20 protein-coding genes and 1 pseudogene are annotated in these 19512 nt (G+C 65.1%); 14 read left to right on the top strand and 7 right to left on the bottom strand.

Annotation, left to right across the window (positions count from 1 at the left end; all coding sequences use genetic code 11):
- Nucleotides 1-51: 51 nt before the first annotated feature.
- From A5651_RS00810 to A5651_RS00790, 6 genes and pseudogenes are all read left to right on the top strand, one after another.
- Nucleotides 52-1584 carry a nitric oxide reductase activation protein NorD gene (locus A5651_RS00810; protein ID WP_066974601.1) on the top strand — a complete coding sequence of 511 codons (1533 nt, stop codon included), beginning with the start codon at nucleotides 52-54 and terminating at the stop codon, nucleotides 1582-1584.
- A complete protein-coding gene (locus tag A5651_RS00805) occupies nucleotides 1581-2384 on the top strand; it encodes a CbbQ/NirQ/NorQ/GpvN family protein (protein WP_066974600.1) in 804 nt (267 codons plus the stop codon). Before A5651_RS00810 ends, A5651_RS00805 begins: the two co-directional genes overlap by 4 nt.
- An 18-nt stretch (nucleotides 2385-2402) precedes the next feature.
- Nucleotides 2403-2531 carry a hypothetical protein gene (locus A5651_RS26170; RefSeq protein WP_255361772.1) on the top strand — a complete coding sequence of 43 codons (129 nt, stop codon included), beginning with the start codon at nucleotides 2403-2405 and terminating at the stop codon, nucleotides 2529-2531.
- The gene (locus tag A5651_RS00800; protein WP_066974599.1) at nucleotides 2528-3223 is read left to right on the top strand and encodes a hypothetical protein; all 696 of its coding nucleotides are present in this window, start codon (nucleotides 2528-2530) and stop codon (nucleotides 3221-3223) included. Before A5651_RS26170 ends, A5651_RS00800 begins: the two co-directional genes overlap by 4 nt.
- Nucleotides 3224-3322: 99 nt before the next feature.
- Nucleotides 3323-3676: a hypothetical protein gene (locus tag A5651_RS00795; RefSeq protein ID WP_231988452.1), complete on the top strand. Its 354-nt coding sequence runs from the start codon at nucleotides 3323-3325 to the stop codon at nucleotides 3674-3676.
- Nucleotides 3673-4891, top strand: a pseudogene (locus A5651_RS00790) (cytochrome P450). Before A5651_RS00795 ends, A5651_RS00790 begins: the two are co-directional and overlap by 4 nt.
- 172 nt (nucleotides 4892-5063) lie before the next feature.
- Here A5651_RS00790 and A5651_RS00785 read toward each other — a convergent pair.
- The 4 genes from A5651_RS00785 to A5651_RS00770 form a co-directional block, all read right to left on the bottom strand.
- Nucleotides 5064-6377 carry an MFS transporter gene (locus A5651_RS00785; protein ID WP_066974597.1) on the bottom strand — a complete coding sequence of 438 codons (1314 nt, stop codon included), beginning with the start codon at nucleotides 6375-6377 and terminating at the stop codon, nucleotides 5064-5066.
- Between the two features lie 73 nt (nucleotides 6378-6450).
- Nucleotides 6451-6753 (bottom strand): hypothetical protein, encoded by a 303-nt coding sequence (locus A5651_RS00780; RefSeq protein WP_066974596.1) that lies wholly within the window; start codon nucleotides 6751-6753, stop codon nucleotides 6451-6453.
- Nucleotides 6750-8249 (bottom strand): class I adenylate-forming enzyme family protein, encoded by a 1500-nt coding sequence (locus A5651_RS00775; protein ID WP_066974594.1) that lies wholly within the window; start codon nucleotides 8247-8249, stop codon nucleotides 6750-6752. The genes A5651_RS00780 and A5651_RS00775 overlap by 4 nt, the downstream gene beginning before the upstream one ends.
- Nucleotides 8246-9073: an NAD(P)-dependent oxidoreductase gene (locus tag A5651_RS00770; protein WP_066974592.1), complete on the bottom strand. Its 828-nt coding sequence runs from the start codon at nucleotides 9071-9073 to the stop codon at nucleotides 8246-8248. The genes A5651_RS00775 and A5651_RS00770 overlap by 4 nt, the downstream gene beginning before the upstream one ends.
- A 186-nt stretch (nucleotides 9074-9259) precedes the next feature.
- On the opposite strand from A5651_RS00770, the gene A5651_RS00765 reads away from it, so the two are divergent.
- The 4 genes from A5651_RS00765 (at nucleotide 9260) to A5651_RS00750 (ending at nucleotide 13363) form a co-directional block, all read left to right on the top strand.
- A complete protein-coding gene (locus tag A5651_RS00765) occupies nucleotides 9260-10837 on the top strand; it encodes a methylmalonyl-CoA mutase family protein (protein ID WP_066974591.1) in 1578 nt (525 codons plus the stop codon).
- Nucleotides 10837-11241, top strand: a complete 405-nt coding sequence (locus tag A5651_RS00760; RefSeq protein WP_066974590.1) for a cobalamin B12-binding domain-containing protein — start codon at nucleotides 10837-10839, stop codon at nucleotides 11239-11241. The genes A5651_RS00765 and A5651_RS00760 overlap by 1 nt, the downstream gene beginning before the upstream one ends.
- Nucleotides 11238-12194, top strand: coding sequence for an LLM class F420-dependent oxidoreductase (locus A5651_RS00755; RefSeq protein ID WP_066974588.1), 957 nt, complete (start codon nucleotides 11238-11240; stop codon nucleotides 12192-12194). The genes A5651_RS00760 and A5651_RS00755 overlap by 4 nt, the downstream gene beginning before the upstream one ends.
- A 92-nt stretch (nucleotides 12195-12286) precedes the next feature.
- The gene (locus tag A5651_RS00750) at nucleotides 12287-13363 is read left to right on the top strand and encodes a CaiB/BaiF CoA-transferase family protein (protein WP_066974643.1); all 1077 of its coding nucleotides are present in this window, start codon (nucleotides 12287-12289) and stop codon (nucleotides 13361-13363) included.
- On the opposite strand, the gene A5651_RS00745 is transcribed toward A5651_RS00750, so the two are convergent.
- Nucleotides 13318-13599: a 2Fe-2S iron-sulfur cluster-binding protein gene (locus A5651_RS00745; RefSeq protein ID WP_066974586.1), complete on the bottom strand. Its 282-nt coding sequence runs from the start codon at nucleotides 13597-13599 to the stop codon at nucleotides 13318-13320. The two genes, A5651_RS00750 and A5651_RS00745, sit on opposite strands and share 46 nt — an antisense overlap.
- Before the next feature lie 125 nt (nucleotides 13600-13724).
- Here A5651_RS00745 and A5651_RS00740 point away from each other — a divergent pair, with 125 nt between their 5' ends.
- Genes A5651_RS00740 through A5651_RS00725 form a run of 4 tightly spaced genes read left to right on the top strand, consistent with a single transcriptional unit; the run spans nucleotide 13725 to nucleotide 17808 of the window.
- Entirely contained in the window at nucleotides 13725-15131 is a 1407-nt protein-coding gene (locus A5651_RS00740; protein ID WP_066974584.1) for a class I adenylate-forming enzyme family protein, read from the top strand.
- Nucleotides 15109-15924, top strand: coding sequence for an acyl-CoA dehydrogenase family protein (locus A5651_RS00735; protein WP_066974582.1), 816 nt, complete (start codon nucleotides 15109-15111; stop codon nucleotides 15922-15924). The genes A5651_RS00740 and A5651_RS00735 overlap by 23 nt, the downstream gene beginning before the upstream one ends.
- Nucleotides 15911-17008, top strand: a complete 1098-nt coding sequence (locus A5651_RS00730; RefSeq protein ID WP_066974580.1) for an acyl-CoA dehydrogenase family protein — start codon at nucleotides 15911-15913, stop codon at nucleotides 17006-17008. Before A5651_RS00735 ends, A5651_RS00730 begins: the two co-directional genes overlap by 14 nt.
- 32 nt (nucleotides 17009-17040) lie before the next feature.
- Complete coding sequence (locus tag A5651_RS00725) at nucleotides 17041-17808, top strand: enoyl-CoA hydratase/isomerase family protein (RefSeq protein WP_066974641.1); 768 nt, start codon at nucleotides 17041-17043, stop codon at nucleotides 17806-17808.
- 172 nt (nucleotides 17809-17980) lie between these two features.
- Here A5651_RS00725 and A5651_RS00720 read toward each other — a convergent pair whose 3' ends face one another.
- A complete protein-coding gene (locus A5651_RS00720) occupies nucleotides 17981-18727 on the bottom strand; it encodes an SDR family NAD(P)-dependent oxidoreductase (protein WP_197496491.1) in 747 nt (248 codons plus the stop codon).
- Between the two features lie 5 nt (nucleotides 18728-18732).
- Nucleotides 18733-19497: an SDR family NAD(P)-dependent oxidoreductase gene (locus A5651_RS00715; protein WP_066974579.1), complete on the bottom strand. Its 765-nt coding sequence runs from the start codon at nucleotides 19495-19497 to the stop codon at nucleotides 18733-18735.
- Nucleotides 19498-19512 lie beyond the last annotated feature (15 nt).

The raw sequence follows: 19512 nt of genomic DNA, 5'->3' as shown, positions 1-19512 counted from the left end.
TGGTATTGGATGTTTTCCAACATCGGCACGTTCTGAGGCTCCTTCCGCGATATGTCCGAGAACGCCGAATCGCACTCCCTTGCCGTGGAGCGCAGCTGTGCCGTCACTGCCGTCGCCCTCAGCGGGCAGCGCCGTGAGGGCGTGCGCCTAGTCAGCGGCGAGCGGCGCAGCTTCGGTTTGAGCTCGGCGCTCGACTTCATTCACGTTCCTTATCCGCCGCCGCAAAGGGATTGGACGCGAAGAAGTTTGACGTGTGGGGTCGCGCTGCAATGCTCACCATCGAAAGAACGGATTCTCGGCTACCGGTTGAACGAACTGTCGGCCCGGGAGCTGAGCGCGCTCACGCTCGTCGAGGCGGCCGTGGCTCTGGGCTGGATCGCGCAGAGTTGGCCGGGCTTGCTGGTCGAACTGCGGCGGCTACTGCCAGACGTTGACGTGGCGTCCGCCGAGATGAGCGCACCGCAGATGCTCAATCGTGCCCTTGCGCTTGCGCGTGCGCCGCAACCGCTACTCGTTGATCCGCTATTGGGGACCCTGCCACGGGCATACACAGATCCTCAGGGGCTCGCCGACAAACTACGTCGTAGCTTCGGTAGGTTGCCATGGACCACCTCGCAGAAGCGACTTCCGCGTGCACACTCCGTTCCGGTGGGCGGCGACGGCGGCGTTCGCAACCCGAACCTGCCACCGCCGAGTCGGCCGCAGGACAACGACGTGGATGTCACCCCCGAACACCGCCCGGGAATTCCTTACCCCGAGTGGAACATGTGGACTAAAAGCTTTATGACCGACCACGTCGCGGTTCTTGAACGCACCCATACGACCCGCCTTCGGCATCCGGTGGCGGCCTCGGCCGACTTGCGGAAGTGGTTCTCCGAGCACACCCACCGTGCGATGACAAACGGCCTGGAAGACGGCTGCGACCTCGACGTTGACCGGTACGTGAGCCACTACATCGACCTCGCGACCGGTGAAGCGGTCGAGCCGCGCATCTTTCGTGACCTGCTGCCCAGCAGTCGCGACGTCACCACGGCCCTGCTTCTCGACGGAAGCTCATCGCTCGGCGTGCACGGCGGCAGGATCTTCAAACTCGAATTAGCCTGCGCCGACGCGCTTTCGCAGGCGATGCTGCTTGCCCGCGAGCGACACGGGATCTTTGTGTTCACCGGCAACACCCGCCACCGTGTCGAAGTCACCTGCCTCAAGGATTTCGAGGACCGCCGATTCGTGCCGCCGGGAACTCTCGGATTGGCCACCGGTGGATACACCAGGCTCGGTGCCCCGCTTCGCCATATGACCAGTCGCTTGCTCGCCCAACCATCGGAGAGACGCCTGCTGATCGTCATCGGGGATGGCCTGATATCCGATGAGGGCTACGAGGGTCGTTACGCATGGGCGGATGCCGCTCACGCGGTCGAGGAAGCGAACGACGCAGGTGTCAGCATGTACTACGTCGGCGTCGGTCCGACGCGTGTCGATCCACTACCCGAGGTGTTCGGACCCCGTCGCTCGCAACGAATCCGACGCGTCGAAGAGCTTCCGCGAGTGCTCGCCCATGTACATCGAGAGTTGGTAGCCGCATGACAGACACCACCTATTACTCGAACGCCAACGAGGTCCAGCTTTTCGAGCAGGCGTATCACCAGCAGCTACCAGTGATGCTGACCGGCCCGACCGGCTGCGGCAAGACGCGACTCGTCGAGCACATGGGCCTGCTGCTGCGGCGACCGGTCGTGACCATCAGCTGCCACGACGATTTGACCGCCTCTGATCTCGTAGGCCGCTTCATGGTCACCGGTGGTGACGTGGTGTGGACCGATGGACCACTCACCAGAGCGGTCAAGGCCGGAGCCATCTGCTATCTGGACGAAGTCGTTGAAGCACGGCATGATTCGCTGGCGATCCTGCACTCGTTGACCGATCACCGTCGGGCGCTGTATCTGGACCGTGCGGACCAAGTTGTCGACGCGCCGGACACTTTCATGCTTGTGTGTTCCTACAACCCCGCGTACCGCAGTTCCCTGAAGGAGCTCAAACCCTCCTTCCGTCAACGCTTCGTCACATTGCCGATGCGCTACCTAGTGCCTGAGCGCGAGGCGGAGGTGATCGTCGCGGAGGCGGGTATCGCAATCGCGCGGGCGCGGAGACTCGTCCAATGCGCTGTCGCCATTAGAACAGCCGACGAGGCGTTCCACTTCGAACCGCCGTCGACTCGTGTGCTCGTCAGCGCAGCGCAGATGATCGCCGCAGGCGCAACCGAATTAGAGGCGGCAGAGGCCTGCATCCTCGCACCGCTGTCAACTGACGGGGCAATCGCGGAAGGTTTACGCGAGGTAGCGGCTGCCAGCCTGGCCGGCGCCGACAACTCGGATGCAATCAGGTAGGGAGAGGAGTCGCCTACCATGGATCAAAAGGAACAGAAACGTAAGCGGGCACTCATCGTTCTGCAGATCGTCGTCTACGGCTATCTGCTGACGATGTTCGGCATTCAGTTGTACATGTCCTTCGCCCGCGGGTGGTGGGGGCTTTGAGTCTGGACGTCAGGTCGGCAGGCACGATAAGCCTCGAGGAGCACGACGAGGAGTCGCGCCTCGCACAGCGCCGGGCGGACAAGTGGATGATCGTCGGCGCCGGCCTGATGGGAATGTGGGCGCCAGGGATATTCGGCTTACCCATTTTTCTGCGCGGTGTGTATCTACAACGGCAGGCGGCCCGCGCGGGTCTGTCGATGCGGCCGATGATAGTCACCCTGATCGGATACCTCGTGCTGATCGACGGGATGCTCAACAGCCTGGGGTGGGCCCTCGACCTGGTCGCCAACCACACGTTGGTCAACCGCGTGCTCATGGTTGGCTGGGGCGCAATGTTCGACGCCGGCTACTTCTGGCACTACAACGAAGCATGGGTCGGCGGCGCGGCGGCGCCCGGCGAGAAATCCATGGTGTTTGGAATGATTCTCACGGTCTTCGCGATGCGGTGCGCCGCGGCGATCGGGTTTCTGCAGATGAAGCGCTGGGGCCACCAGTGGATGATCATCACGTGCTGGATGGGTGTGCTCATCTGGTGCCTGTATGTGTTCAACATGACCATGTACGCCGACGTGCGCTACGCGGGTGTGGTCTTTCCGGTCATCGGCTGGTGGCTCTACGACATCTTCTACATCACGCCGTTCCTGGCGATTCCGTACCTGCACACGGTCAATCGAGAAATCTTCTCCGATTGAACTGATTCGAGGAGCAAACCTGTGACCACCACATCTGGAACCGAGACAGAGAACACGGCGGAGGACCTCCCGCCGGGAACCACGCCGTACTACGCGCGGATGCACAAGTACATCAAGCGTGCCGTGCTTGTCTGCCTGGTCGCCCTTGTCATCGAGGGCGCCTTCACGCTGCCCTTCATGGCGGTCTACTACGGCTATCCAACGCTGAGCCTGACCGAAATCTGCAGTGAATTGCTGAAGGTCAGATACTCCGACGGCACCCTGGAATGCAAGGTGCCCTACCCGCCGCTGGGTCCCCCTGAAGGAGTCGAAGGCAAGGACACTGCTCAGGACGAATGGGGCATCCAGCCCGTCCCGAAGTACAACCGGATCGGATGGCGCGAACTGGTGCGCATCCACGATGAGCGCGAAGCTCGCCAAGCTGCCGAACAGCAGGGAAATCCGACTCCATGACGAAGTCGCTCAATGAGCATGCGCAGAACTGGGACCTGCGACACGAAGACTTCGGGGACAACGACTTCCTCTATGACGTCTACGCGGTGATGCGTGACACGTCGCCGTTCGCGCACACCGATACGCCCTTTCTGTCCGTGACACCGGGCGGCGCTTGGGTAGCGACTCGATATGCGGATTGCTACCGAATCCTGCAAGACTGGAAGCACTTCTCGAGTAATCCGACACCGCAGGCGTCTGAGCACCTCGCGGGCGAACTGGTGATCACGTTGGATCCACCGCGGCAACAGAAGTTCCGCCAGGTCCTCAATCCGTACTTCTCGCCTGGCCGGAAGAAAGCGTTGAGGCCGCAGATCCGCGGTGAGACGGACCGTCTGCTGGACGCCTTCATCACCGACGGCAGCGGTGATCTTGCCGAGGTCGCGTGGCGGCAGCCGGGCATTGTCTTCTTCAAATTCCTGCTCGGCATGTCGATCGACGACGTGCCGCTGTGCATCGAGTTGACGGATACGGCACTCAACGGGGCCACCGAGGAGTCGCGAATGGCCGCGTGGGGCGGCTTGTACCAACACATCAACGATGCGGTCACAGCCCGTACCGCGCAACCGCCGCGCGACGACATGATCGATGTGCTGCTCAAGGCGGAGATCGATGGGCAGAAGCTACAATTCGGGGACATCGTCGGCAACGCGATGCTGTTGGTGCAGGCAGGTCTCGAGACAACGGCGAGCGCGATGTCGTTCGCTTTCCACTACCTCGCGACCCATACTTCAGAGCGCGACCGATTGATCGCCGAACCTGAACTCATTCCACGGGCGGTGGAAGAGTTCATCAGGTTCGCGGGCTCGATCCACGGAATTCCGCGCACGATAACGCGGGAAGTCCAGTTGAGCGGCCCCACGTTTCGTCCCGGCGAATCGGTCATCGTCAACTACGCATCCGCCAACCGCGACCCCGAACAGTTTCCCGATGCTGACCGATGCATCCTCGACCGCCGGGAAAATCGTCATTTGGGATTCGGCGCCGGCGTGCATCGCTGCCTCGGCTCCAATCTCGCGCGCCTGGAATTCCAAGTCGGTCTCGAACAGGTACTCGCGCGGATGCCCGACTTCACGCTCACCTCGGCGCGCGACGCGTTCTTCCACGGGAACTCCGACACGTGGATTTCGCAGTATCCCTGTGACTTTCACTCCCGGCGAGCGGTCTGCTGCATGACATATCGGGTGATCCAGTGGATGACGGGCGACGTCGTCCAACCGCGAGGGTTGGTGTGCACATGATTGCGGAACCGGCCAGCCACGGCTGCACCACGTCACGTTCGCTGGAAGGATGGGGTTCGCGAAACCTTCAGGCGTCTCGGGCTGCTCGGACCCTAAATGCGGGCTGACTACGGCTCGCCTGCGACGGATTTGCGCAGTGGACGCGCCGCCGTCTCGCGCATTGTCATGACGGTCGCGAGCGTGATGACCGCGGCGAGGATCACGTAGTAGGCCGGCGCGAGTTCGTTGCCGGTGCGCTCGGTCAGCCAGGTCGCGACATAGGGGGCGGTGCCGCCGAATAGCGCGACCGAGACGTTGTAGCCGATGGAGTAGCCGCCCGAACGCACCTTGGTGGCGAACAGCTCTGCGCCCGCGGCCAGCGACGAGGATACGAACACCGCCTCGAGGGCGGCAAGGCCGGCGTGACCGGCGAACGCCGCGGACACTGATCCCGAATTCAGCAGCAGGAATAGGGGATAGGCGAACACGATAAATCCGACAGAGCCGGTGATTAGCAATGGCTTCCGTCCGACCCGGTCGGAAAGGGCGCCCAGCGGTGGGATGAGGATCAGCGCGACGGCACTGGCGATGGTGATCGACATGAACGCGTCCATCTTGGTCAGTCCGAGTGTCTTGGTGAAGTAACTCGGCAGGAAGGTGAACACCGTGTAGAAGCCCACGTTGTGGATCACCACCAGCCCAGCGATCTGAAGGATCGGCCGCCACGAGGTGGTCAGTGCGTCCTTCAGCGGCGACGACGAGACGTCGCCCTCGGCTTGCAGCTCCTCGAATTCGGGTGTGTCGCGCAGACGCAGGCGGATGTAAAGCCCGACGGCGCCTAGTACGCCTGCCAACAGGAAGGGGATACGCCATCCGTAGGAGTCCATGGCGCTCTCCGGCAGAACCGCTTCGAGGACGGTGACGGTGATGGAGCCGAGGAGGAATCCGACGACCACCGACCACACCAGGAACGAGACGACGAAGCCGCGATGCTTGTCAGGTGCGTACTCCGCGAGGAAGCAGGCCCCGCTGCCGTATTCGCCACCAGCCGAAAAGCCTTGCAGGCAACGGAGGAACAGCAGCAGTAGAGGGGCGCCCACGCCGATGGTGTCGTAGCTCGGGACAAGGCCGATGGCGAACGTCGAACCCGACATCAACAAAATCACGATGGCCAGGACACGTTGCCTGCCGATTCGGTCGGCTAGAGGTCCGAAGAAGAAGCCGCCCAACGGCCGCATGAAGAAGGCCGCCGCGAAGACGGCGAACGTGTTGAGCAGCGCGACGGTGTCGTTACCCGATGGGAAGAATTTGTCGGCGATGTAGGTGGCCAGAACGCTGTATACGGCGAAGTCGAACCACTCTACGGTGTTCCCGATCGCCGCTCCCCGCACGGCCTTTCGGACGTCGGATGTGTCCCGGTGGGTGAGTTGATGCCCGGCCATGGCCCGGGGATTCCCGATTCCGCCAGGTATTTAACGTCCTGACCTGCGGGCACGATCCAGCGAGCGACGAAGCTCAGTCGCTGGCCGGAAGCGGCTTGGCTTCCTTGATCGTCAGCGGCGTCGCGCCGACGGACAGCGTGCCTTTGCCGGCCTTGGTCACCAGCACCTCGGCACCGTTCTCGTCGACGTAACGCTTGCCCATCAGGTTCCCCTCGGCCAACGACTCGTCGAGCGTGAGATCGTCCGACTTCTCTGCGTCCAACGGCACCATCGGCGCCCCGCCCGCGCGCAGATCGTCAAGGCTGTCGGCGGATCGCACGACGATGACCTGGGTGTCGCAGACCTGGCTCTGCAGGCGCGTGCCGTTCTTGATCATGCTGGCTCCTTACTGGCGTTCAGCTCGCTGACGAGTTCGCGGCGCAGCACCTTGCCGGTCGCGTTGGTGGGCAGTTCATCGCGGAACACCACCTTGTCCGGTGTGCGGGATCCGCGCAGCTGGCTGCGCACGAAACCGCGCAAATCCTCGGCGTCGGGCGAGGCCCCGTCGGCGGGCACCACAACGGCGACGATGATCTGGCCCCATTGAGGGTCCTCCGCGCCGACGACGGCGCAGTCGTGGACATGTGGATGCTCGACGAGCACGTCCTCGATCTCGGCGGGGGCGATGTTTTCACCGCCGCGGATGATGGTGTCGTCGGACCGGCCGCCGATGAACAGATAGCCGTCCTCGTCGAGATAGGCCACGTCCCTGGTGGGAAACCAGCCCTCGTCGTCGAGCACCGAACCGATTCCGGTGTAGCGACCCGACACCTGCTCGCCACGGACGAACAACTCGCCGGGCATGCCTGGGCCGAGCACAGTTCCGTCCTCCGCGCGAATTTGCACCTCGACGGTGGGAACGGGCTGGCCGACCGATCCGAGCCTGCGCGCAACCGCTTCGTCGGAAGCGGCCAGTGCGATCCGGTGGTCATCGGGAGTCAGCACGGCGATGGTCGAACTGGTCTCGGTCAACCCGTAGGCGTTGACGAATCCGACGTCGGGCATCAGCGACAATGCCTTGCGCACCAACGGGAGAGCGACCTTGGACCCGCCGTATGCCAGCGAGCGCAACGTCGGTAAGGCCACCGGCTCGGCTTCCAGCACCGCCACGATGCGGTCCAGCATGGTGGGCACCACGGTGGCCGAGGTGACCCCTTCATCACGCACCAGGCGCACCCATTCACGGGCATCGAAATTGGTCAGATACACCATCTTTCGGCCCGCGTACAGGTTGGACAGCGCCGCGCTCACACCGGCGATGTGGTACGGCGGCACACAGATCAGCGCGGCGTCCTCTGTTGCGGCCGAACCGAATTCGACTGTGCCAGTGATGTAGCTGGTCAAGTTGTTGTGGGTCAGCTCGACCGCTTTCGGCCGCGACGTTGTCCCGGACGTGAACAGCACGACCGCCACGCTGTCGGGATCAGCGAACTCGGCGGCGGGCTCGGTGTGGCGGGCAGATGCCAGGAAATCGTCCGACGAGATGACCTTTTTGCCGGCGCCCGTGACGACGTTGACGTACTCGTCGTCGGCGATCACCAGCGGCGTGGGCAGCCGGTCGATCAGCTCGCGCAACCCATCGGCGCTCAGCCGGTAGTTCAGCGGGGTGACGGCGACGGCGGCCCGCGCGGCGGAGAACAACAGCACCGGCAGCATGGCCCCGCCGGTGCCGACGTAGGCGACGTGCTCCGCACCGGATGCGGCGACGACCCCGGCCCCGCCGTCGGCGAGTGCGCTGAGTTCGTTCGTGGTCAACCGCATGTCGCCGGACACCACTGCCGTCCGGTCTGGGTCGCTCGAGGCAGCCATCTCGAGCAGCAGGGAAATGCTCATGATTTGTCGACGAAGATATCAAGGATGGGGTCGTCGCCACCGCCATAGTGGGACAGGTCGGCTTCGCCGGCCTCGCAAAGGACCTGCGAATCGATGTAGCACTTCCCGTTCACCTCGGCCGCGGGCCGGGAGAAGATTGTCGCCGCGGCGTCGCCCATGATCTGCGGATCGCGCGAGCGCGCCGCCAGCTTGTCGCCGTCGGCGAGGTTGGCCACCGCGGACGTAGCGATGTAGGTCTCCGGCCAGAGACAGGCGAAGCCGATGCCGCTGTCGGCGTATTCGGCCGCCCAGCCCAGCGACAGCAGCGTCATGCCGTATTTCGACAGCGTGTAGGACGGATGCGCACCGAGCCAGTGCGGGTTCATGTTCAGCGGCGGCGCGAGCGTCAGCACGTGAGGGTCGCGGCCCTTCTTCAAATGCGGCAGCGCGGCCTTGGTCAGCAGGAATGTGCCCCTGATGTTGATGTCCATCATCAGGTCGAACTTCTTGGCGGACAGCTGTTCGGTCGGCTCGGTGGCTATGGCGCTGGCGTTGTTGACGCAGATGTTCACGCCGCCGAAACGCTCGACGGCCGTGTCGATGGTGCGCTGCACATCGTCCTCGTTGCGCACGTCGCCGACCACCGCGAGGCCCTTGCCACCGGCGGCCTCGATCTCTGCCACCGCCGTGTGCACTGTGCCGGGAAGCTTGGGGTGGGGCTCGGCGGTCTTGGCCAGCAGCACGATGTTCGCGCCGCCCCTGGCCGCGGCGAGTGCGATCGCCAGCCCGATGCCGCGGCTGGCGCCGGAGATGACGAGGGTGCGATCGGTAAACGACTGTGACATTGCGCTCCTGTCGGCGAACCCTCACCCTAACAAATCGGTATTGGCATTCTCATTTTACGCAAGTGGCATAATCGCTGTGTACCGGGTCTTCGCCTCGCGTTCAGTGATCTGGAGACGCCGCGTTCCGTGCGGGTTTCCCCTGCGCGGTATTGGCATTCTCATTTTTTGCAAGTACGTTATCCATTGATGAGCGACCCAGTTCAGACCCCCTCCGGCATCCCGCTGCAGCCCGTCTACGGGCCGGACGATCGGTCCGGCGAGCCGCCTGCGCCCGGCACCTATCCGTTCACCCGCGGAAATTTCGCGAGCGGATACCGCGGCAAGCTGTGGACGTTTCGTCAGTACTCCGGTTTCGGCACCGCCGAGGAGTCCAACCGCCGCTACCGGTACCTGCTGGACCAGGGCGGGACGGGGCTGTCGGTCGCGTTGGACCTGCCGACGCAGTGCGGGTTCGACTCCGATGATCCTGAGGTCAGCGAGGAAGTCGGCCGGGTCGGCGTGGCCGTCGACACCCTGGCCGACGCCGAGATCCTGTTCGACGGCATCCCGCTGGACAAGATCAGCACCAGCTTCACGATCAACGGCACTGCGGCAATCCTGCTGGCGTTCTACGTCGCGGCTGCCGAGAAGAAGGGGGTGCCGCGAGAGAAACTCACCGGCACCATCCAGAACGACATCCTCAAGGAGTACGCGTCCCGCGGCACCTGGATCTGGCCGCCGGAGCCGTCGCTGCGGCTGATCGCCGACACCATCGAGTTCTGCGCCGCCGAGGTGCCGAGGTTCAATGCGATCTCGGTGGCGGGCGCGCACTTCCGCGACGCCGGTGCCAACGCCGTCCAGGAGATGGCGTTCACGTTGGCCGACGGCGTCACCTATTGCGACACCGTCGTTGAGCGTGGCCGGATGACCATCGACAAGTTCGCACCGCAGATCTCGTTCTTCTTCTATACCCACGGCGACTTCTTTGAGGAGATCGCGAAATACCGTGCGGGCAGGCGACGCTGGGCCACGATCGTGCGCGAGCGTTACGGCGCCACCATCGACAAGGCGTCGATGTTCCGGTTCGGATGCGTGTCCGGTGGCGCCTCGCTGTACGGACCGCAGGCGCAGAACAACATCGTGCGCGTGGCCTACGAGGCCATGGCCTCGGTCCTGGGCGGCGTGCAGTCGATGTTCACCGCCGCATGGGACGAACCGTTCGCGTTGCCCACCGAGGAGTCCGCGACGCTGGCGCTGCGCACCCAGCAGATACTGGCCTATGAAACGGGCGTCGCAGCGGTCGCCGACCCGCTGGGTGGTTCCTATTTCGTCGAGGCGCTCACTGATGCGACGGAAAAGAAGATCATCGAGATTATGGCCGATCTCGAAGCCCACGGCGGTATGGTGCGCGCCATCGAAGACGGCTACCTGCAAGGGCTGATCGCCGACGAGGCGTTCAAGATCCACCAGGAAGTCGAGTCCGGAGCCCGGCCGGTCGTCGGTGTGAACAAGTTCGTCACCGACGAGGCCACACCCGACGTATCGATGTACGAGCTCGACGCCGAAGGACGCGACACCCAGCTCAAGCGTCTGTCGAAGGTCAAGGCGGACAGGGACTCTGCCGCCGTCGCGGCCAGCCTTGCGGCGCTGTCACGGGCAGCAGAGGGTGACGACAACCTGATGCACCACCTGATCGACTGCGCCAACAACTACTGCACCGTGGGAGAGATGGTGAACGCGCTGAAAGCAGTCTGGGGCGAATTCCAGCAACCGGTGGTTTTCTAATGGCGACAAGGGTTTTGGTAGCCAAACCGGGTCTGGACGGCCACGACCGCGGTGCGAAGATCGTCGCCCGCACCCTGCGCGATGCCGGTTTCGAGGTCATCTACACCGGCATCCGTCAGCGCATCGAGGACATCGTGTCGATCGCTCTGCAAGAGGATGTTGCCTTGGTGGGGTTGAGCATCCTGTCGGGTGCGCACGTCGCGCTCACCACACGGACGGTCGAGGCCCTGCGCGGCGCCGAGGCCGACGACATCGCTGTGGTAGTCGGCGGCACGATCCCCGAGGCCGATGTGCCCAAGCTGCTGTCCGCCGGTGCGGCGGCGGTCTTTCCGACCGGCACACCGCTGGATGTGTTGGTCCGCGAGGTCCGCGCGCTGACGGAAAAGTCGGGGGAGCCGGCATGAAGTTAGGCGTGATGATCGGGGCCGAGCGCGGCGATATGACGCGTAAGGTCACCAAGCTGGTGTCGGACATCAAATGGGCCGAGGAGGCCGGGCTCGACACCGCGTGGATGCCGCAGGTGCCCGATGACTTCGACGCGCTGACCATGGTCGCGCTGATGGCCGCGCACACCGACCGCATCGAGCTCGGCACCGCGGTGGTGCCTCTTCAGGCTCAGCATCCGATCGCTCTTGCCCGCCAAGCGCTTTCAGTGCATGCGGTGACATCCGGGCGGCTGGCGCTCGGCGTCGGGCCGTCACACCACTGGATCGTGCGCGACATGCTCGGCATCCCGTATGAGAAGCCAGCCGCCTACACCCGCGACTACCTCGAGGTGCTCAGCACCGCGATCGCGGGACCGGGACCGGTCGACGTCGAAAACGATTCGTTCACCGTGCACAACCCCACCGTTCTTGGTGCCGAGACACCGATGCCGGTCTTGGTGGCCGCGCTCGGGCCGGTGATGCTGCAGATTGCCGGCGAACGCGCCGACGGCACCGTGTTGTGGATGGCCGACGAGAAGGCCATCGGCGATCACATCGCGCCGAAGATCACCAAGGCCGCCGCCGGAGCCGGACGGCCCGCGCCGCGCATCGTCGCGGGCATTCCCGTGTGCCTGTGCGCCAATTCGGAGATCGATGCCGCCAAGGAACGCGCCAATCGCATACTCGCCGAAGCCGAGACATCGCCTAACTATCAGCGGCTGCTTGACCGCGGCGACGCCCGCGACGTCGGTGATCTGTGCGCGGCCGGCGACGAAGAAGCCATCCTGGCGCGGTTCCGGCGCTTCGCAGAAGCGGGCGTCACGGATCTGTCGGTGCGATTGCTGCCGATCGGGAACAACCGCGACGAGCTCGTGGCCTCCAAATACCGTACGCGTGAGGTGATCTCGCAACTCGCAGCCGAGGTCCGATGAGCGCTTGCGCGAAGAGGCGATGGAACAGATGAGCGCTTGCGCGAAGAGGCGATGGAACAGATGAGCGCTTGCGCGAAGAGGCGATGGAACAGATGAGCGCTGGACCGCTGGCGGGCATCCGCATTCTGGAGGTCGGCGTCATGCTCGCCGGTCCCTACGCGACGATGGTGCTCGCCGACCTCGGCGCCGAGGTGATCAAGATCGAGCCGCCGGAGGGCGAGATCTCCCGGCAGGTCAGCGACAGCTACTTCGCCAGCCTGAACCGCAACAAGCAGAGCGTGTGTGTCGACCTTCGATCGGACGCCGGACAGGCGCAGCTGGGTGAGCTGGTCGCGAAGTCCCATGCGCTGCTGGTCAACATGAAGCCCTCGGCGATTCGCCGGCTCGGTCTCACCTACGAGTCCTTGCGCAAGTACAACGAGAAGATCGTCTGCGTCGCGCTGACCGGGTTCGGGATGGACGGCGGTGACGATCCGGCGTTCGACTACGTCATTCAGGCGGGCACCGGAGTGGCGGCGATGACAGGCGATCCCGATGGTCCGCCGACATTGCCCGGCTACTCGGCGGCCGACAACTCCACGGGTCTGACGGCCGCGCTGGGCCTGGTGTCCCAGATCGTGTCGGGCCGAGGCGGCCAGGTCGAGGTCTCGCTGCGCGATGTCGTCATGTCGCAGCTGAACTACCGGGCGTCGGCCTATCTGAACGACGGGGTCGCGCCGCAAAGATATCCGAACGGTGCACACTCGTATTACGTTCCCGCGCAACTTTTTCCGACCGCCGACGGCTACCTTGCATTGTTCATCACGCATGACGCGTTCTGGCGGTCGTTCTCCGCCGAGGCGGGTATCTCGGGGTTCCCGACCATGGCCGAGCGTTCCGCACAGCGCGACGAGGTCCTCGCCGTCGTCACCGCGGCACTGGCCAGCGACACCGCGAAGAACTGGGAGGCCCGGCTACGTCCGCTCGGCATTCCTGCAGCGGCGGTGCGCTCGCTGCCCGATGCACTCGAGGCGACCCCGGAGATCCTCGTGAGGGCGGGCGAGTTCCGGTTGGTGGGGAGCCCCATCCGCGTTTGGGGATACGAGCCGCAATACCGGCCGCCGCCCGGCCTGGACGAGCACGATCACTCGTATTCGACGATCACCGACTCCGTGTCCGGAACGCCCTGACAGGTGAGGATGTATCCCTCGGCAACCTCGTCCTCGTCCAGCGCGTCGTTGACGCGCATGGTTGCCTTGCCCTCGACCAGCTTTGCCATGCAGGTGCCGCAGTTGCCTGCCTCGCAGCTGAACGGTGGAGACAGCCCCGCACGTCGCGCGCTCTCCAGCAGTGTCTCGCCTTCGACGCGGGGAACCGAAGCCTTCTGCCGGTCGAGCAGGATCGTCACGGTCCCCTCGACTGCCATCTAACCCCCTCAGTGCGCCATTGAGATTCTGCTCCTGCGAGAATACTATTCTCGCTCAAGGATAGTGTGTTCTCGCGGCTTCCTGCAAGGTCGCCGCAACGCGGAAGAAGGGTGGGTGAGCTGACGTGGGGGAGCCGGCCGCCCTCGCCTTCGAAGAGCGCGAATACCCGTTGGCAGAGCTGAACGCGCTGGCCAACGGCATGGCGACAACCCTCGAACAGCGCGGCGTGCGGGCCGGGCATCGGGTGGCGCTCATGTCGTCGAACCGCCCAGAGTTTGTGGTCGCGTTGCGTGCGATCTGGCGCCTGGGTGCCTCGGCCGTTCTGCTCAGCCCCGCATGGCGAGCGACCGAAGTCGATCATGCGCTTTCGGTGACCCGGCCTTCGCACGCCGTCGGTGACCATCCGGTGCTCGCCGCCGTGATGCCGATGCTGTCGCTGGACGAGCCCATCACCGGCGGTCTGCGAACGTTCGAGCCGCCGCCCGCGGACGCCGAGGCGCTGTGCGTGTTCAGCTCCGGAACCACCGGCATGCCCAAGGCCGTGCGTCATACCCACGGCGGCTTCGCCGTGGCCATCCGGCACTGGCGTACCGCGCTTGGTCTGACCCCTACGGACCGCATGCAGATCGTGACGCCGCCGTCGCACATCCTGGGGCTGCTCAACATCGCGATGGCGCTCGAAACGGGAGCATGGATCCGCCTGCACCGCCGGTTCGACGTGGACCAGATGCTGCATCACATCGAGGCCGACCGGATAACGATCGAGATGGCCGTCGCGCCGATTGCACTGGCCCTGGCCGCCCATCCGAAACTGGACTCCTACGACCTGTCCTCGCTGCGGTACATCATGTGGTGCGCGACGCCGGTTACCCGCAGCGTCGCCGAGGCGGTCACCGCCAAGGCCGGGGTGAACTGGGTGACCGCGTATGGCAGCAGCGAGCTGCCGGTGCTCGCGTGTAATTCGCTTGCCAGCGCCCGGTTAGACACCGTGGGGCGCGCGGTGCCCGGGGTGGACATCCGCATCGTGTCGCTTGATGAGCCGGGCGCACCCCTCGGGTCGGGCGAGGTGGGCGAGATTCAGGCCCGGTCGGATTCGGTGATGGTCGGCTATCTGCCCGATGACGCGACGGCACAGGCGTTTTCCGAGGGCTGGTACCGCACCGGGGACGTCGGCTACCTCGACGCCGACGGCTGGCTGCACATCACCGACCGGGCCAAGGAGATGATCAAGGTCCGCGGGTTCCAGGTGGCGCCCGCAGAAATCGAGGCCGTGCTGCACGGACATCCCGACGTCGACGATTGCGCGGTGTTCGGCGTCGAGGATGCGGCCGACGGGGAAGCTGTGGTCGCCGCGGTGACCGCGCATGGCTCGGTCGATCCCGACGAGCTGATCGCGCTGGTCGCCGAGCGGCTGGCGTCGTACAAACGACTCAGCCGCGTAGTAATTGTTCCCGAGATCCCGCGACTGCCATCGGGAAAGGTGTTGCGCCGAGTGCTGAAGGGGAAGTATGGACGTCCGTCTGACTGCTGAACAGCGGCAGCTGCGCGAGGCTGCCGCCGAGGTGGCCGACGACCTCGGGCCGGGGTCGGTCGCCGACCTCGACGACGCCAACCGCGTCGCCCGGCTGGAAAAAGCCATCGACGGCACGGGGTTTCGCACCCTGCGCTCGGACGGGGCATCCGGGGTCGAGGTGGCCATCGTCGCCGAGGAATTCGCCAGGGGCCTGGTCGATGTTCCGTTCATCGGTCCGATCCTCAACGATGACCTGAGCCGCCGCCTCGGCCGCGAGCCGTCGGCGCCCGATGCCGCGGCCGAATCCGTCGACCTCACGAAAAGCCTTGCCGGAGTAGTCGAGTCGCCCGCCGAACTCGACGAGCTGAATGAGGAAGACGCGTGGCGCTGGAAGGCGTTGGCGTTGACCGTTACGTGCGCTGACCTCGTTGGCGCGGCCCGGGGAGCGCACGCGCTGGCCACAGAATACGCGAAGGTGCGCGAGCAGTACGGGGCGACAATCGGGTCGTATCAGGCGGTGGCCCATCTGCTTGCCGAAAGCCTTGCACTGATCGAGGGCGCCATCAGTGTCGTCCGCCACGCGGCGTGGGCCGTCGACGAACTGCCTTCCGCCGAAGCCATTGAGGCGGCCCGGGTTGCCAAGATCTACTGTGCGCGTGCGGCTTTGACGGTGTGCGAGACGTCGATTCAAGTGCACGGCGGCATCGGCAACACATGGGAGTGCCTTGCCCACATCTATTTGCGACGGGTGCTGGCCGCCAGCGAGACATGGCCGGTGAAGCTCGAGGAGGTGTCCATTGGATTTTCGTGATTCGCCGGAGGAGGCCGCGTTCCGTGAGCGGCTACGCGACTGGCTGGGCGAGCAGAAGGGCAAGTTTCCCACCTCGGGTGACGAGTACTGGGCCCGTCAGGGTGACTGGCATCAGGCGCTGTACCAGGCGGGGTTCTTCGGTACCTCGTGGCCCAAACAGTACGGCGGCCAAGACCTGCCTCCGGTCTACGACGTCATCGTCGACGAAGAGATCGCTAAGGCGGGCGCGCCGGCACGGCCCAGCCTCGGCTATCTGGTGGTCGGTCTGTCCCACCACGGCAATGAGGAACTCCGGCAACGGTTCCTGCCGGGGATGATCAACGGCACCGAGCGGTGGTGCCAAGGCTTCTCCGAGCCGGGCGCGGGCTCCGACCTAGCCTCGCTGACCACCACCGCCACCCGCGACGGCGATGAGTACGTCATCCACGGTCACAAGATCTGGACAAGCTACTCCGACGTCGCCGACTGGTGCCTTCTGCTGGCCCGCACGGACAAGGAAGTGCCGAAGCACTTAAGACATCGAGGCATCTCCGCGTTCATCGTCAACATGCATCAGCCGGGCATCGAGCAGCGGCCGCTGAAGATGATCAGTGGTGTGACAAAGGAATTCGGCCAGGTCCTCTTCGACGGGGCGCGGGTCCCCGTCGAGAACATGGTGGGCCAGCCAGGTGAGGGCTGGAAGCTGGCAATGACCGTCGTCAGCCACGAACGCGAGCCGTCGACGCTCGGCTTCTCGGCCCGCTACGGGAAGTTGGTGCGCCAGTTGGCCTCCCGCGTCGACGGACCCCCTCCTGAGGAACTGTCATGGGCGTGGGTGCAGACCGAGATGTTGCGGCTACACGTGCGACGGCGGTTGTCCGAACAGCTCGACGGTCTCACCCACGGCCCGCAGGGCTCGCTGGACAAGCTGTTGATGACATGGGTTGAACAGTCGGTCGGCCATGCGGCCCTCGCCACAGTAGGTACCGGCGATCCGGAGATGTTCGGCGCGTACATGTACAGCCGCGCGCAGAGCGTCATGGGCGGTACGTCGCAGATTCAGAAGAACATCATCGCGTCGCGGATTCTCGGGTTGGGAGGGTGATGAGCGCTCGCGCGAAGAACGAAGGGAACAGCATGTATGGCATGCCAGAGGAAATCGACGTCAAGGCGGACGGTGCTCTTCGCATCATCACGCTGAACCGCCCGGATGCGCTCAACGCGGTCAACGACAACCTGCATGTCGGGCTCGCCCGCGTCTGGGAGGAGCTGAACGAGGACGCCTCGGCGCGGGCGGCCGTCATCACCGGCGCGGGCCGGGCGTTCTCAGCCGGCGGCGATTTCAACTATCTCGACGAACTGCGCAACGACGAAGCGTTGCGGCAGAAGACGATCAAGCACGGCCGCGATCTGGTCATCGGCATGGTGCGCTGCCGCATCCCGGTGATCGCCGCCGTCAACGGTCCGGCCGTCGGTCTGGGCTGCAGCCTGGCGGCGTTGTCGGACATCGTGTTCATCTCCGAAACCGCGCACTTTGCCGACCCTCACGTCCAGATCGGGTTGGTCGCCGCCGATGGTGGCCCGCTGGTGTGGGGCTCGCAGATCAGTCTGCTGCAGGCCAAGGAGTTCGCGCTGACCGGTGTGCGGATCAAGGCGCAGCGTGCGGTCGAACTCGGGCTGGCCAACCATGTCGTGGAAGACCCGCTGGCCGAGGCGATCGCGTGCGCGAAGAAATTGTTGGCGCTGCCGCAGCAGGCGGTCGAGGCCACGAAGCGGCTGATGAACATTCAGCTCGAGCAGGCGGTGATGGCGTCGCTCGACTACGCGAACCTCGCCGAGTACGTGTCGTTCGGCACAGCGGACTTCAACGAAATCGTCGACGGCCTGATCGCCAAGGACAAGTAGTCAGTAGCGCGCATCACCTCTTGCCGCGAGCGCGCTTGTCTGCACACGACATGCCGTCGTTTGGCGACACTGTGCGCACGTTCGGCACAAGACGAGAGTGCGCCTGCCGCTGAGGATTTGCGGTGTCGGTGTACAAACGCGCAGGCTCGGCGATGCGGACGCCGCAGCGGGCTCAGAAGGTGAGGGACTCGGAGCGCTGGATGGTGCCCGAGATCCCGCAGGCGTCCTGTTGGGCCAGGCGCACGACGGCGTTGGCCATCGCCTCGGGTGGTTCCACCATCTCCGGTGGAACCTGCATTCCGGCACCGCCGGCCTGCCAGCCCTCGGTCAGCACCACCCGCGACGGGCTCAGGCAGTTCACGGCGATGTTGTCGGCCAACAGGTCGGCGGCGAGCCCCGTGTAGAGCCGCTCGACTCCGGCCTTCGACACCCAGTAGGCATTGGAGCCGTGGTCTGCCATCGCGACGCCGGCGGTGGTGATCGCGATCAGGGAGCCACCCCCACGCGCCCGCACATGCGGGATGACGGCCTTGGTGACCAGGAAGACGCCGGTCAGGTTGACGTCCAGGCACAGCTGCCACCGTTTCAGTGGTGTGGACTCGATGGGGCCCAGCCACAGCACTCCGGCGTTGGCGACAAGGATGTCGATGGCGCCGAACTCGCCGACAACGGCGTCCACCGCCGTCTGCACCGCAACCTCGTCGGTCACGTCACACGGCACCGCCAACGCCCGACCGCCGGCGGCCGAGATCGCCTGGGCCACAGAGTGAATAGTGCCGGGCAGCCTGCCCTCCTGCTCGGAGCGCGCGGCGACCCCGACGGCCGCACCGGCACGCGCCAACGCCGCGGCCACCGTCGCGCCGATGCCGCGGCTGGCACCGGCCACGAAGGCGGTCTTGCCGACCAGGGGTCGGCCCACAAGCGTCACTTCGGCGGGAAGCGCAACGCCCCGTCCAGGCGAATGATCTCGCCGTTGAGATAGTCGTTCTCGATGATGCTCTGCGCCAGCTGCGCGTATTCCATCGAACGGCCCATCCGCTTGGGGAACGGCACCTGCGGGCCCCAGTACTGCTCGAGCTGATCGGCGGCCTTGCCGTAGGCAGGGGTGTTGATGGTGCCGGGGGCGATGGTGTTGACGCGGATGCCCAGCGGCGACAGGTCGCGCGCGGCGACCAGTGTCATCCCGAGCACGCCGCCCTTGGCCGCGGAATAGGGCAGTTGGCCGATCTGGCCCTCATAGCCGGCGATCGACGCCGTGTTGATGATCGCGCCGCGGGCGCCTTCTTCTAACGGCTCGGACTTCGCGATCTCGGCGGCCGCGAGCCGCATGACGTTGAACACCGCCGTCAGGTAAAACTCGATCGTCTTCTTGAAGCCGTCGAGATCGAGCGGCGAACCGTCCTTGCCGATGAGCCGGCCGCCGCTGGCGGGGCCGCCGTGGGTGTCGACCGAGATCCGCAGGGGCGCCAAGGACGCCGCCTCGGCGATCGCGGCGTTGACCGACTCCTCGGAGGTGGCGTCGGTGCGCACGTACCGCACGCCGAGCTCGTTCTCCAGTTCCTTGCCCTTGTCGTCGGCGAGGTCGGCGACGACAACCTTCGCCCCCGCGCCGTGCAGCCTGCGGACGGTCGCCTCACCCAGGCCGCCCGCGCCGCCCACCACGATCGCGGAGCTACCGACGATTTGCATATGGTTCCCCTTCTT

The organism is Mycobacterium sp. 1274761.0, assembly GCF_001668615.1.
GTDB lineage: Bacteria > Actinomycetota > Actinomycetes > Mycobacteriales > Mycobacteriaceae > Mycobacterium.
Note: the sequence above shows the minus strand (reverse complement) of the source record. Positions and strands in the feature narration are given on the sequence as shown.